The sequence below is a fragment of the Tianweitania sp. genome, from assembly GCF_032053605.1.
Taxonomy (GTDB): Bacteria; Pseudomonadota; Alphaproteobacteria; order Rhizobiales; family Rhizobiaceae; genus Tianweitania.
The window spans coordinates 1-14072 of sequence record NZ_DAMBUH010000088.1 but is presented as its reverse complement, the minus strand read 5'-3'; the positions used below and the strand labels follow the sequence as shown (position 1 = coordinate 14072).

14 protein-coding genes are annotated in these 14072 nt (G+C 62.6%); 9 read left to right on the top strand and 5 right to left on the bottom strand.

What is annotated here, in order from left to right; translation table 11 throughout:
• Positions 1-176: 176 nt before the first annotated feature.
• Positions 177-428, bottom strand: coding sequence for a helix-turn-helix domain-containing protein (locus RTX98_RS16210; RefSeq protein WP_312797866.1), 252 nt, complete (start codon positions 426-428; stop codon positions 177-179).
• Positions 429-534: 106 nt separating this feature from the next.
• Here RTX98_RS16210 and RTX98_RS16205 point away from each other — a divergent pair, with 106 nt between their 5' ends.
• The 6 genes from RTX98_RS16205 to mnhG are packed head-to-tail and all read left to right on the top strand — an operon-like array spanning position 535 to position 6568.
• Positions 535-3453: a monovalent cation/H+ antiporter subunit A gene (locus RTX98_RS16205; RefSeq protein WP_312797865.1), complete on the top strand. Its 2919-nt coding sequence runs from the start codon at positions 535-537 to the stop codon at positions 3451-3453.
• Positions 3453-3791 (top strand): Na+/H+ antiporter subunit C, encoded by a 339-nt coding sequence (locus RTX98_RS16200; protein ID WP_312797867.1) that lies wholly within the window; start codon positions 3453-3455, stop codon positions 3789-3791. The genes RTX98_RS16205 and RTX98_RS16200 overlap by 1 nt, the downstream gene beginning before the upstream one ends.
• Positions 3791-5425 carry a monovalent cation/H+ antiporter subunit D gene (locus tag RTX98_RS16195; RefSeq protein WP_312797864.1) on the top strand — a complete coding sequence of 545 codons (1635 nt, stop codon included), beginning with the start codon at positions 3791-3793 and terminating at the stop codon, positions 5423-5425. The genes RTX98_RS16200 and RTX98_RS16195 overlap by 1 nt, the downstream gene beginning before the upstream one ends.
• Positions 5422-5910, top strand: a complete 489-nt coding sequence (locus tag RTX98_RS16190; RefSeq protein WP_312797863.1) for a Na+/H+ antiporter subunit E — start codon at positions 5422-5424, stop codon at positions 5908-5910. Before RTX98_RS16195 ends, RTX98_RS16190 begins: the two co-directional genes overlap by 4 nt.
• Positions 5907-6188, top strand: coding sequence for a K+/H+ antiporter subunit F (locus tag RTX98_RS16185; protein ID WP_189505169.1), 282 nt, complete (start codon positions 5907-5909; stop codon positions 6186-6188). Before RTX98_RS16190 ends, RTX98_RS16185 begins: the two co-directional genes overlap by 4 nt.
• The gene (gene mnhG, locus RTX98_RS16180) at positions 6185-6568 is read left to right on the top strand and encodes a monovalent cation/H(+) antiporter subunit G (RefSeq protein WP_312797862.1); all 384 of its coding nucleotides are present in this window, start codon (positions 6185-6187) and stop codon (positions 6566-6568) included. The genes RTX98_RS16185 and mnhG overlap by 4 nt, the downstream gene beginning before the upstream one ends.
• 6 nt (positions 6569-6574) lie before the next feature.
• Here the strand turns inward: mnhG and RTX98_RS16175 are convergent, their stop codons facing one another.
• Entirely contained in the window at positions 6575-8965 is a 2391-nt protein-coding gene (locus RTX98_RS16175; RefSeq protein ID WP_312797861.1) for a DUF3772 domain-containing protein, read from the bottom strand.
• A 154-nt stretch (positions 8966-9119) separates the two neighbouring features.
• The gene (locus tag RTX98_RS16170; RefSeq protein WP_312797860.1) at positions 9120-10538 is read right to left on the bottom strand and encodes an NnrS family protein; all 1419 of its coding nucleotides are present in this window, start codon (positions 10536-10538) and stop codon (positions 9120-9122) included.
• Positions 10539-10691: 153 nt separating this feature from the next.
• On the opposite strand from RTX98_RS16170, the gene RTX98_RS16165 reads away from it, so the two are divergent.
• Positions 10692-11396, top strand: a complete 705-nt coding sequence (locus RTX98_RS16165; protein ID WP_312797859.1) for a Crp/Fnr family transcriptional regulator — start codon at positions 10692-10694, stop codon at positions 11394-11396.
• On the opposite strand, the gene RTX98_RS16160 is transcribed toward RTX98_RS16165, so the two are convergent.
• On the bottom strand, positions 11351-11623 hold the full coding sequence (locus RTX98_RS16160) for a hypothetical protein (RefSeq protein ID WP_312797858.1): 273 nt from the start codon (positions 11621-11623) through the stop codon (positions 11351-11353). The genes RTX98_RS16165 and RTX98_RS16160 overlap by 46 nt on opposite strands.
• Positions 11624-11847: 224 nt before the next feature.
• Between RTX98_RS16160 and RTX98_RS16155 the strand changes: the two genes are divergently transcribed.
• Positions 11848-12282, top strand: a complete 435-nt coding sequence (locus RTX98_RS16155; protein ID WP_312797857.1) for a pseudoazurin — start codon at positions 11848-11850, stop codon at positions 12280-12282.
• A 40-nt stretch (positions 12283-12322) separates the two neighbouring features.
• Positions 12323-13453 (top strand): copper-containing nitrite reductase, encoded by a 1131-nt coding sequence (gene nirK / locus RTX98_RS16150; protein ID WP_312797856.1) that lies wholly within the window; start codon positions 12323-12325, stop codon positions 13451-13453.
• 63 nt (positions 13454-13516) lie between these two features.
• Here nirK and RTX98_RS16145 read toward each other — a convergent pair.
• Positions 13517-14072: TOBE-like domain-containing protein (locus RTX98_RS16145; RefSeq protein WP_312797855.1), on the bottom strand; the 556-nt coding region annotated here is incomplete at its 5' end.

Below are 14072 nucleotides of genomic sequence, written 5' to 3'. Positions count from 1 at the left end.
CGCTCGCCGGCCTGATCGCCGTTGGTGCCGTCGGTGGTTTGGCGGTTCTTGGCCTCGGCGCACTGGCTTTGCGCTCGCGCTTCAAGCCGGCGCCGAAGCGTCGCTTGCGCAGACACCGGCTGCGCTAGGTTGGAAGGACCGACTGGAAGGCCTGCATCATCGCAGGCCTTTTTCTATTACGAATGCGTGCCGTCGAGCGGCGGCAGCAGGCGGACGCCGAAGGTCTCGTCGCCTTCAAACAGCAGCTGCACGCCCCGCATCTCGAAAGCCCGGACAAGCAAGTCTTCCGAGGAGCGGTGCAGCGCATGGCGATGACACTCGAAATCCTTGATCGTGCTGCGTGAAACGCCCGCCGTCACGGCAAGCTGCTCCTGCGTCCAGTTGAGCAGGCCACGAGCGGCACGACATTGCTCCGGAAATAAAGGCATTTTTATCGAAAACCCTCGCGAAACACCCTTGCCGTTTCGTACCCAAGTCAACCATAATGGGTGAGATATCGCAAGAGCCGTGATTTGTTGGAAGGGCCCGCACCGGATGGCCAGTGAAACCATGCTGATGATGCTGATCGTCCTGCCTTTCGCAGGCGCATGCTTCGCAGCCTTGTTTCCAGCCAATGCCCGCAACGCAGAAACCTGGGCCGCGGCGCTCGTCACACTCGGCACGGTTGTGTTGTCGGCCTGCCTGTTCCCGTCGGTGGCCACTGGCACGCCGGTGCGGCTCGACATCGAGTGGCTGCCAACGCTCGGACTGTCGTTCAGCCTGCGCATGGATGGCTTTGCATGGCTGTTTGCCATGCTGGTCTCGACCATCGGCTTTTTGGTGGTGATCTATTCCCGCTATTACATGTCGCCGGACGACGCGATCCCGCGCTTCTACGCCTTCTTCCTTGCCTTCATGGGCGCGATGCTCGGCATCATCCTGTCGGGCAACCTGATCCTGCTGGTGGTGTTCTGGGAGCTCACCAGCATCATTTCCTTCATGCTGATCGGCTATTGGTACCAGAAGGCCGATGCACGCGACGGCGCCCGCATGTCGCTCACCATCACCGGCATTGGCGGATTGGGCCTGCTGGCCGGCGTTCTGCTGATAGGGCACATCGTCGGCAGCTATGATCTGGATGTGGTGCTGGATTCGGGCGATCTGATCCGCTCTCATCCGCTTTATCTCACGGCGACCTGCCTGATCCTGCTCGGCGCCTTCACCAAAAGCGCGCAGTTCCCGTTCCATTTCTGGCTGCCCAACGCGATGGCGGCACCGACGCCGGTATCCGCTTTCTTGCATTCCGCAACCATGGTGAAGGCCGGCGTTTTTCTGATGGCACGGCTCTGGCCGGTGCTGGGCGGAACCTATGAATGGTTCTGGCTCACGGGTTTTGCGGGCGCCATGTCGCTGCTGCTTGGTGCCTATTTCGCGATCTTCCAGCGCGACATCAAAGGCCTGCTCGCCTATTCCACGATCAGCCATCTCGGTCTGATCACGCTGCTGCTCAGCCTCGGCAGCCCGCTCGGTGCCGTTGCTGCCATCTTCCACATGATGAACCATGCGACCTTCAAGGCGTCGCTTTTCATGGCGGCGGGCATCATCGACCATGAGAGCGGCACCCGCGACATGCAGAAGCTGGGCGGCTTGTTCAAGCTGATGCCCTATACGGCCACCCTCGCGATGGTCGCGAGTGCCGCAATGGCCGGCGTGCCGCTGTTGAACGGCTTCCTGTCGAAGGAAATGTTCTTTGCCGAAGCGATCGAAACCCATGCGGATTCGATCCTCGATACGGCCGCGCCTTATGTCGCCGTGCTGGCCAGCGCCTTCGCTGTGACCTATTCCATGCGCTTCATTCATGCCGTGTTCTTCGGTGATCGTCCTGACGATCTGCCCCGCGAGCCGCATGAACCGCCCTTCTTAATGCGCTTGCCGATCCAGTTGCTGGTACTGGCCTGTCTAGTGATCGGCATCTTCCCGGCTCTGACGGTCGGGCCATTCCTTCATGTCGCGGTTGTTTCGGTGCTTGGTGAAGAAACCCCGGCCTACAGCCTGGCTGTCTGGCACGGCCTGACCCTGCCTTTGGTGATGAGCATCATCGCGCTGTTGGGCGGCGCCTTGCTTTACGTTCTTTTGCGCCACTACCTCGCCCATTGCGAAGAAGGCCCGCCCTATTTCCGGCGTTTGAAGGGACAGCGCATCTTCGAGCGCGCGTTGGTGTTCGTATCCTGGCGCGGCGCGAAATTGGTGGAAACCACGTTCGGCACCCGCCGCTTGCAGCAGCAGTTGCGCCTGTTAATTGGCGTCGCCCTGGTGGCTGCCTTCATCCCGCGTTACAATCGCGGCTTCGATCTCGGCGTTCTGCAATGGGGCCAGACCGACATCGCGTTCGGCCTGTTGTGGATGGTCGGCATCGCTTGCGCCGTCGGTGCTGCCTATCAGGCCAAGTTCCACCGCCTTGTGGCGCTGATCCTGCTCGGCGGCGCCGGCGTCGTGACTTGCATCACCTTTGTTTGGCTGTCCGCGCCCGACCTCGCCGTCACGCAGTTGCTCGTGGAGATCGTCACGGCCGTGCTGATCCTGCTGGGCTTGCGCTGGCTGCCTAAGCGCTGGGAAGACACAGAACTCGGCCGCGCACCTCTCGGCACCAAGGTCCGTCGCGGACGCGACCTTCTGCTTGCAGCGATCGCCGGCCTCGGCATGACCTTGCTGAGCTATGCCGTGATGATGCGCCCGTCGCCCGACAGCATCAGCGAGTTCTTCCTGCTCAAGGCCTATGAGGAAGGCGGCGGGCGCAATGTCGTCAACGTCATCCTCGTGGATTTCCGCGGCTTCGATACGTTCGGCGAGATCACCGTTCTTGGCATCGTGGCGCTAACGGTGTTTGCCTTGTTCCGCCGCTTCCGCCCGGCGCCCGATACGATCGATTCGCCGGAACAGCAGCGCATCCAGGCCGCGACCGACGAAGCGCGCTCGGATCGTATCGAGGGTCAAACCGTCAGCGATTACCTGCTGGTGCCCTCCGTCATCATGCAGTGGCTGTTCCCCGTCATCATCGTTCTTGCCGCCTATCTCTTCCTGCGCGGGCATGATCTGCCGGGCGGCGGTTTTGCTGCGGGCGTGGCGATGTCGGCGGCCTTTATCCTGCAATATCTTGCGGCCGGTACGGTCTGGGTCGAAGACCGGCTGCGTATCCTGCCGGTGAACTGGATCGGCCTCGGCTTGCTGATCGCGGCTTGCGTCGGCATCGGCTCCTGGGTGTTCGGCTATCCGTTCCTGACGTCCTATTCGCAGTATGTGGACCTGCCGGTCATCGGCAAGGTTCCGGCAGCCACCGCCATCCTGTTTGATCTTGGCGTCTTCTCGCTCGTGGTCGGCGCCACCGTTTTGATGCTCATCGTCTTCGCTCACCAGTCGATCCGCCGTTTGCGTGCCGCCAAGATCAGCACGACGACGATGGAGGAAATCGTATGATCGAACTGACGCTCGCGCTCGGCATCGGCTTTCTCGTGGGATCCGGCGTGTGGCTCCTGCAGCGCCCGCGCACCTATCAGGTTATCGTCGGGCTTTCCCTGATCTCCTATGGCGTCAACCTGTTCATCTTTTCCATGAGCCGGCCCCGCAGCAATGTGCCGCCGGTGGTGTCCAGCGGTGCAATCAACCCGGCCGATTATGCCGATCCGCTGCCGCAGGCGCTGGTGCTGACGGCGATCGTGATCGGCTTCGCAACCACGGCACTGTTCCTGGTTGTGCTTCTGGTGTCGCGCGGCTTGACCGGCAGCGACCATGTCGACGGCAGGGAGCCGAACTGATGGAGTGGAAAAGCCACCTCCTGATCGTTCCAATTCTGCTGCCGATGATGACCGGCGCGCTGCTGCTTCTGTTCGATGAACGGCGGCATGCGCTGAAGGCGACGCTGAGCGTTATCGCTACCGTCAGCCTGCTCGTCGTCGCCTTCGTTCTCCTGAGTTTCGCCGACAGCGGCGAGCCGGATGCGGCCCGCACCGGCGTGTACCTGCTCGGCAACTGGTCGGCACCGTTCGGCATCGTGCTGGTGCTCGATCGCCTGTCCGCGCTGATGCTGGTGCTGACGGGAACGCTGGCGCTGGCGTCGCTGACCTTTTCGCTGGCCCGCTGGGACCGCATCGGCCCACACTACCACACGCTGTTCCAGCTGCTGCTGATGGGCCTGAACGGCGCCTTTCTGACCGGCGACTTGTTCAATCTCTTCGTGTTCTTCGAAGTGCTGCTGGCAGCGTCCTACGGCCTCGTTCTGCACGGGTCGGGCATCCAGCGCGTGCGTGCAGGCCTGCATTACATCGCCATCAACCTGGCGGCATCGCTGCTGTTTCTGATCGGCGTCAGCCTGATCTACGGCGTCACTGGCACGTTGAACATGGCCGACCTCGCTTTGCGCATTCCAGCCGTTGCAGCCGGTGATCAGCCTCTGCTGCTGGCCGGTGCTGCGGTGCTCGGCGTCGCCTTCCTCGTCAAGGCTGGCATTTACCCGCTCGGCTTCTGGCTGCCGACGGCCTACACGGCGGCCGCCGCCCCCGTGGCCGGCATCTTTGCGATCCTGTCCAAGGTCGGCATCTATATCCTGTTCCGCCTGTCGCTGCTTCTGTTCGGCGTCGATGCGGGTGCCTCGGCCGGCTTCGGTGAGCTCTGGCTGTTCGGCGCCGGCATCGCGACCATCGCCTTCGCCTCCGCCGGCGTTCTCGCATCGCAGGGCATGGCGCGGCTTGCCGGCTTTTACGTGCTCGTATCGTCGGGAACGCTGCTGTCTGCGATCGGCCTGGCGAGCGTCGAAGTCACGTCTGGCGCGCTCTATTACATGGTCAGCTCCACCATGGCGCTGAGTGCCTTCTTCCTTCTCGTCGAACTTCTCGATCGCGCCCAGGACCCCGCCGCCGACGTTCTCGCCGTGACGATGGAGGCCTATGGCGACGATCCGGAAGTCGAGGACGTCGTGGAAGATGCCGGCCTGGTTATCCCCGGTACGATCTCGATTCTCGGCCTGTGCTTCGTGGCCTGTGCCATCCTGCTTGCCGGCCTGCCGCCGCTATCGGGCTTTATCGGCAAGTTCGCGATGCTCGACGCCATTATCGGCTCCGACAAGCCAACGCTCGACGTGTCGCTGTTCGGCTGGATCTTTACCGCCGCCCTGATCGGCTCGGGCCTTGCCGCAATGATCGCCATGGTGCGCGCCGGCATCCGCACCTTCTGGGCGCCGATCGAAGGCATGGTGCCGCGCATCAAGCTCGTAGAAATCACGCCCGTTGCCGGACTTCTGCTGCTTTGCGCGGCCATGAGCGTCGGCGGTGGCCCGGTGCTTCGCTACATGGACGCCACGGCGCGCGCCATGCATGCGCCGCGCGTTTACATCGAGGAAGTCCTTTCAGCCGCCCCGATCCCGCCGCCGGTTGCCGAAGGGAGCCAGCCATGATGCGCGCGGTTCTGCCCTATCCGCTGCTCAGCCTCGGCCTCCTCGTGATGTGGCTGTTGTTGAACGGTTTGTCGGCCGGCCACCTTCTGCTCGGCACCCTGCTCGCGCTGTTTGCGGCAAAGGCGATGACGGCGCTGCAGCCGGCCAAGCCGCGCATTCGCCGTTGGAGTCCGCTGCTGCGCCTCCTTTTCATCGTGGCCGGCGACATTGTGCGCTCCAATCTCGGCGTTGCGCGCCTCGTTCTGGACCGTGGTCACCGCCATCGCACATCCGGTTTCGTGACCATCCCGATCGACCTGCAGGACCGCACGGCGCTGACCGTGCTGGCCGTGATCGTCACCAGCACGCCGGGCACAGCCTGGGTCGAATATCATTCCGCCAGCGGCGAGTTGATGATCCATGTTCTGGATCTGCGCGAAGAACAGGATTGGGTCGATCTGATCAAGAACCGCTACGAGCGGCTGCTGGCGGAGGCTTTCGAATGAGCGGGCTCATCCTTTCCTGGTCCATCACCATCGCTCAGGTTCTGCTTCTGGCCGCAATGGCGTGTGCGGCGATCCGCGTGATGCGCGGTCCGCGCGCGCAGGACCGCGTGCTGGCATTTGACGCGATGTATATCGCCTCCATGCTGTTGCTGCTGACCTTCGGCATCCGCAGCGGCACCACCATGTATTTCGAGGCGGCGCTGATCATCGCCCTGCTGGGCTTCGTGTCCACCGTGGCACTTGCCAAATTTCTGATGCGCGGCGAGGTGATCGAATGAGCCCCGCACCCGCCGACTTCCCGCTTTGGGCCGCCATCCTTGTCGCACTGTTTCTGCTGATCGGATCGGGCCTCACATTCCTGGGAGCGTCCGGACTGCTGCGCTTCAAGAGCTTCTATGAGCGCATCCATCTGCCCACGCTGGGCACGAGCTGGGGTGCCGGCGGCATTCTCGTGGCGTCCATGATCTTCTTTTCCGTGACGCAGTCGCGCCCGGTCGTGCATGAAATCCTAATAGCGCTGTTCGTCACGGTAACGACGCCGGTGTCGCTGATGCTCTTGGCCCGCGCCGCGCTTTACCGCGACCGCACGGAAGGCAATGAAAGCGTGCCGCCGATCGGCCCCGAACCGGAAGACGGTCTGCCGCAGCAGACTGAATAAACGGGTTTAAGCGCCTTCCGGCTCTTTGTTGCCTCCCAGCAGATCGCGTTCGGCCGGCACCACTTCCAGCCTCTGCGGCACCGTGCCGATGTCGATGCCCGTTTCGCGGAAGCGACTCAGCAGGTTCATCAGGATATTGCTGCGCGGCCCATAGGCGACGCGGGGCGACGCCACATGCGCGAAGCAATTGAACATGATGCGGGAATCGGTGATCGCATCCACGAAAACCGATGGCGCCGGATCTTCCAGCACCGCCGTTTCAGCCTTGAACGCATCGAGCACGATGGTGCGCACGGCGACCGGATCAGTTTGGATCTGGATGCGCCCGAGCGGGCCGGCCAGCGTCTTGTTCAGCACCGTCTTGGTGATCAACTCGGAATTCGGCACGATCAGCGTGGAATGATCGGCCAGCACGATTTCCGTCGAGCGTACGCTGATGCGCTTCACGTCACCTTCATCCGTGCCGACACGGATCAGATCGCCGATCTTAATCGGCCGTTCGGCAAGAAGGATCAGGCCGGACACGAAGTTCTGCGTGATCGCCTGGAGGCCGAAACCGATACCGACGGACAAGGCGGACAAGAGCAAAGCGATGCGCTCGACGCCGATATTCAAGGAGGCCAGCGCCCAGATTACCGCCAGCGCGATGCCGACATAGCGCGCAACGAGGCTGACCGAATTGCGACCGCTGCCGTCGAGATCGGTTGCCGGCAGATAGCGGTTTTCCAGCCAGCCCATGAACAGACGCACAAGCGTCAGGCCGATTACCAGCACTATCGCGCCGCGCAGAATCGCGCCCGGCGAGATCGAGATGCCGCCGATCTGGATGCCTTGCGCGAAAGCACCGGCCTGGCTGAACAGCGTATCGAAGCCGCCGCCGCCGCCGAACGGCGTCATCAACAGCGCGAAGGCGACCGCAACGAGGATCAACCGCAACGCGCCGGACAGAAGCAGACCGAACTGGTCGATCATGCTGCCGCGTAAGCCCAGCCCGCGCGACATGGCCGTGCCGAGTGGGCTTTTGCGGGTGAAGACGCTGGTCGCGACATCGTCCACCACGGCCATCAGCAGATAGAGGGTTGCGCCCAACACGGCGGTCCAGGCAATGAACTGGCCGATAAACAGGCTGAAGCTGATATAGCCCAGCAAAAGGGCGATCGTGGAAACAGCTGCGAGAACCCACACAAGCAGAGACAAGACGCTCTGCCCCGCCCCCATCGCGACGCTGGACGCGGCTTCGCTGTCGGCTCTCGATGCCCTAAGTCGTCCCAGAATGAACAGGGCCGTGATGATCAGCAGCAGCTGAAGCACGGCCTCGAGTGTCTGTGAGACGATGGTTGCCGGCTGGCTGGCGCCCACTGCCGTGTTGAAGGCCGTCACCAGAACGTTGAACATCGAAGTCCCGGCAAGCAGCCAGGACAAGGGTGTCAGCCGCGAGGCCGTATCATCCTGCAAAGGCGCGACGCGCCAGGAGGGCTGATCGCGCATCAATATGGCGCTGCCCAGCGCCACCACGAAGCCGCAGAAGCCCGAAGCCCTGACAAAAGCATCCGCAACACTGCTCCAGCGCTCCGGCATCAGCCCGGCCCAGCGCAGACCCTGCACGAAGATGAGAGCGGCAAGGAGAGGTGCCAGCGTGCCGACGATGATGCGCCACAAGGCATTGGCCGAACGGCGGACGCGCCGCCCCGGCGCGCCTTCGATCAGAAAGCGCTGACCGAAATGGCGGAGGAATCTGCGCAGAGGGTATAAGACCACGAAGGCAACCACGGCGCCAAGCAGAGCCTGCCAGGGGAATACGCCCTGCCAGCCCGAGCGAATCTGCTCCATCCCTTGCGAGAAGAACGAGCTGATGCGGCGGGTGTCGCGCGGAAACGCTTCCGCGACATCGCTCCAGAAGGTCGGCGTCAAGGGCGATGCGACGCGCGCTGAGATGCGTTCGTTGAACTGCTCGACCTTGCTGCGGTCGATTTCCTCGACCAGCTGCTGCGCTTCAACGCCGGCCAGACGGCCCCGCTTGATGGCGGCATCGATGCTGGCCCGCTGTTGTTCGAGATTGGCGCGCTCCGCGCTGATGTCGGGCGCTTCCGTGGTTCCTTCCGGAACCGCACCGATGCCAGTCAAACGCGCATCGATCCGGGCAAGCTGTTCTTCGAGCTGTTGCGCAAGGCCGGTTGCCACCTGCTGCGCAGCCACGGCTCGTGCGCGTAAGGCACCCTGCTCGTCATTGTTGACGCGGCGGTCGAGCGCACGATCAACTGCCTGCAGCTCTCCTTCCGCCTGGGTCAGTTGCTCGATCAGCGCGGCAGCAGAGTCACCCTGCGCGAGCGCATGACCAGCAACGGAGAACAGGAGAAGGAAAGAAAGGAGCGCGGGGCGCAGCTTCGAGAAAAACAAGCGACTGTTCCAGATCCAGCATTGATGCGCGCCACGTCATAGCAACGTGACTGCGCAGGCCGCTACCAGCCAGATCAGGCAAAATCGAGGAACAAAGGCTGGAAAAGCCATTCTTTCCCGAAAGAATGGCTCGGCTTGAGTAAGAGTGGAAGCGCTATTTGCCCAAACGAGGCTGCCACAGGATCGGGGCATAGCGCAGCACGAACAATGCAAAGCCGAGGCTCCAAACCAGGCCGCCTGCCGTGATCAGTTCCGCATACAAATCCGGGATCAGCGGAGCCGCCACGCGCAGCAAGGCGCCGACGCAGATCGCCGCGTAGATCAGCGTGATCACGAGGTCGCTGGCGATCACACGTCCGGTGTGGCCGAGGCTGGCGCGGGTCATCACAGCCAGCGTCATCGTTCCAACCGCACCAGCGGTCAGCGTATGCAGCGCGGCGTCGGGCGCGATGACCTCCGGCCAGAAAATGGCGGCGCCCAGCATGCCAACGCCTGCGGCAAGCCAGAGATAACCGACATGCAGAACAAGCACGATCGGCTCCTTCCATGTCGCCCATCCTCCCCAGCGCAAAAGGCGCGCGGCCAGGAGCAGGCCGCCAAGGATCAGCAATCCGCCGGTAACGGCTGCTTCCGGCGCAGCGATCCAGCCGAGCATGGACAGCACGGTTGCAGCAAGGGCCACCTTGTCCAGCGTTCCGAACGGTGCTGGAAGGCTGGTCGAACCCTGCTTCACCAGCCAGTTGCGGGTAAAGCTCGGAATGATCCGCCCGCCGATCAGCGCCAGCAGAATGGCGGTGACGCCGAGAGCCAGGCGCTCGGCAATGCCCTGGCTGAGAAAGCCCGGCGCGTCCGTCTGGCTGGTCTGCGCCATCGCATCATGCTGGTGTCCGCCAGCGGGCGCTGCATCATGTTGATGGCCAACCGTCGCAGCCGTCTCGTGCTGAGCCACCGGTGCGGCATTCGCCCAGGCTTCGTGATGATGCAGGCAGTTGGCCAGCGCGAAGAAGGTGAGAAGCGCGGCGATCGGCATGTTGCGGATGTTCTTGCCCGCAATTACCTCACGCCAGATTGCCACTGCGAGTACGACCGGAAAGGCCATGTCGAGCACGAGCGCTGCCCATGGATTGGCAACAAAGGCCGAGGATAGCCGGCCGATCACCCAAAGCGCCACCAGCACCGCAAGCCGCGTCCCGCTCAGCGGCAACCGCCCGGTCCAGTTTGGCACGGCCGTCAGAATGAAGCCGGCGATCACCGCGGACAGAAAGCCGAAGATCATTTCGTGGGCGTGCCAGTCGTGACCCGAAAACGGCCCGGGAAGTTGGGTGCCGGTTTGATGCGCCCACACCCAGAACGGCACGACGAGCATGGCGTAGACCGCACCGAGGAAAAAGAAGGGCCGGAAGCCGTAGCTCAGGATTGCCGGGGCCTTAAGGTCGCGGCCGCGCCCGTCGATTGAGGTATCGCCGGCTTTGCGCTTTGTCCGAGGCACGGATTGATCGGCACGCGTGATGTTGCGCAGGCTGGTGGGATCGGACACGTCGGACAGCTTCATGCGGGCACCCTGGACTTTCATCCCGCCATCTACCGACAAAGGATGCCGGCAGCGTTCGGAACGACGCGTTGCCTGCTTTTTATGTCGAAGACGGTCACGCCTCTTTGTGCTGCAGCAAGGTTGCAAACAGGAATGCCGCTGGATTGCCGGCGTTGGGCAGGCTAATGGCTAGGTATGTCGCGCCTTGACCCGTCCTTGATCCGCCACCTCGCCATCTTCCAGTCGCTGGACGACGACGCTTTGCGTGCGATTTTGGCGGAAGCGTCGCCACGCCGTCTGCCCAAGGGCACGGCGATGTTCGAACATGGCGCGGAAGCGCACGAGTTCTTTCTCGTTCTCGACGGCCGCTTGAAGGTCGTGAAGATCACGCCCGACGGCGAGCAGGTGCTGATCCGCTTCGTCATCCCCGGCGAGGTCTGCGGCATGGCGGTTGCGATCGGCAAGACGACCTATCCCGCTACGGCTCTAGCGGCAACGGAAAGCCTGGCCTTAGCCTGGCCATCGGCGCAATGGCCCAAACTGTGCGAGAAAGCACCAGCACTTGCTGCCAACGCTATGCAGGCCTTTGGTCAGCGGCTTCAGGAAGCGCATTCGCGGATTGCCGAATTGTCCACCGAGGAAGTGCAGCGCCGCGTCGCACACGCTTTGCTGCGCCTTGCTGGCCAGGCCGGCACAAAGGTCGAGAACGGCGTCTTGATCGACTTTCCCGTCACCCGCCAGGATCTGGCCGAGATGACCGGCACCACGCTGCATACGGTCAGCCGCATCATGAGCGTGTGGGAAGCGAGCGGCTTGATCGAAGGCGGGCGCCAGCGCTTGCTGCTTTGCGATCCTCACAAGCTGCTGGTTGCAGCCGAAGGCAGAGCCTCGGGCGACTGAGGCTGCATTGCTTGACGTGACCGGCGCCAATCGCCGTCAACGGCGTGGCACAGATCGTCCATGAAGACCTGCAAGTCGACGGCATGCGCCTGACAGGCTTCGTCTACTGTATGATGGCGCCCCACCACGCAGCCGACGCACCGCAGATGATGCGCGATGAAGACGCTGATCGTGCAGGGCCACTGGCGCATCACCTGATCCACCGAGTGCCATGTCTCCGGTTTCATGATCTCGCCCACGTCACAGGTCTCGCATTCTAGTTCGCAGCTGTAAGGCGGATCGGCGTTCGGCACATTGATCGAGCGCAAACTAAAAGCGCGTTCGAAGAAATGACCGCGACTTGTTCCAGCGCAAAGTCTCACCGGGTCGGGCGGCATAAAACCCCGCCGAAGCCGAGAGCAGGACAAGAAAACGCTCTTCGGCAAGCAAGAAAAAGCAGGAAGGAACTTCGATGAAGACGCTGATCCTCATGACCGCCGCAGCGGCTTTTGGCTTCGTTGGAACGGCCTTTGCCGCCGACCACCAGGTTCAGATGCTGAACAAGGGCGAAAAGGGCGCAATGGTTTTCCAGCCCGATTATATCGAGGCAGCACCGGGCGACACCGTGACCTTTATTCCTACCGACAAGGGCCACGATGCGGAATCCATCAAGGGCATGATCCCGGAAGGCGCCGAGCCGTTCAAGGGCAAGATCAATCAGGAAGTGAAGGTCACGCTCGACAAGGAAGGCCTCTATGGCGTGAAATGCACGCCGCATTACGGCATGGGCATGGTCGCCCTGATCAAGGTCGGCACGCCCGCCAACGCGGAAGAGGTCAAGGCCGTCAAGCATCCGGGCAAGGCGAAGACCCACTTCGAAGCCCTGCTGACCCAGGCCGGGCAGTAATCCTCGCGCGCTTGAATTCTCTGCTTGAAGTGAGACGATCATGAAACACCAAGATCACACCGCCGATACCGAGACAAACGAAGTCGCTCTGTCGCGCCGCAACCTCCTGAAGAGCTCGGCCGGTCTGGCAGTGGCTGGAACCTTGCTCGCGACCGGCCATGCTGCCGCGCAGCACGCCCATGGCGGCACATCCGCAACGCCGTCGCCCGGTGCAAGCCTGTCGAACCGCATCTACACGGTTGTCGATGGCATCACCGACATCGGCAAGGATCCGAAGGACATTCCGCCGCCCATCACGCGCCGCACGCCGGAAACGGTCAAGGTAGAGCTGGAAACGATCGAACTCGAAGCGCGTCTCGACGGCCGCACCACCTATCGCTACTGGACCTTCAACGGCACCGTTCCCGGCCCATTCGTGCGCGTTCGCGTCGGCGACACGGTCGAAGTGACGCTGAAGAACCACGACGATAGCTCGATGATGCACAATGTAGACTTCCACGCGGTCAACGGACCGGGCGGCGGAGCGGGTGCAACCAGTGCTGCCCCGGGCGAAAAGAAGGGCTTCACCTTCAAGGCGCTCAACCCCGGCATCTATGTTTATCACTGCGCGGTGCCGCCGGTCGCCATGCACATCGCCAACGGCATGTATGGCATGATCCTGGTCGAGCCCGAAAACGGTCTGCCGAAGGTGGATCATGAGTTCTACGTCATGCAGGGCGAGATTTACACGGAAGAAGCCTTCGGGTCGTCCGGTCTCCTGACGGAAAGCTACGAGAAGCTCCTCAACGAGCGTCCCGAATATTTTGTCTTCAACGGCCATGTCGGGTCGCTTACCGAGCACAACCCGCTCAAGGCCAAGGTCGGCGAAACCGTGCGCATCTATATCGGCGTCGGCGGCCCGAACTTCTCGTCCTCGTTCCACGTGATCGGCGAGATCTTCGACAAGGTCTACCAGGTAGGCTCGCTCACCTCCGAGCCGCTCACCAATGTGCAAACGATCACCGTTCCTGCCGGTGGCGCCGCAGCGGTCGAGTTCAAGGTCGAAGTGCCGGGCCGCTACGTCCTGGTTGACCACGCTTTGTCGCGCGTCGAGCGCGGTCTGGCCGGCTTCCTGATCGTGGAAGGCGATGAGAACCACGACATCTTCCACGCTACGGCCAGCGCGGAATAAGCCTCAACACTCTCTCGAAATGAAACAGGGCCGGTTTCGCACCGGCCCTGTTTCTATGAGTGATTAAGCCGGAAACAGCTTGAAGCGTTGCGGGCGGAAGCCGAGCGTGGAACCCACCGGCGCGTCACGATCGGCGGGCAGTTCGATCTCGACATGCCCGTCATCCTCGACGCTCAGTTCAACACGGCGCAGACCGGCAACACGGCGGCTGGCAAGCACCTTGCCGATAATGGCGCCCTCCCCGCCTTCCACGATCTCGACATCGTGCGGCCGGAAGAACAGCTGCGCTTTCCCATCCTTCGCACTCCAGCCCTTGAGGGCCAGGCGTTTGTCGCCGAGCAGCACGCGGTCTCCCTCGACCTGAACGGGGATCGAGCTGGAATCGCCGATAAAGCCGTAAACGAAGGGCGAGTTCGGGTTGTCATAAACCTCGTCCGCCGTGCCGACCTGCTCGATCCGACCCTGGCTCATCACCACGACGCGGTCGGCGAGTTCCAGCGCTTCCTCCTGGTCATGCGTCACGAACACAGTGGTGTGGCCGGTCGCCTCGTGGATCTCGCGCAACCAGCGGCGGAGTTCGCGCCGCACCTGCGCATCGAGCGCGCCGAAGGGCTCGTCG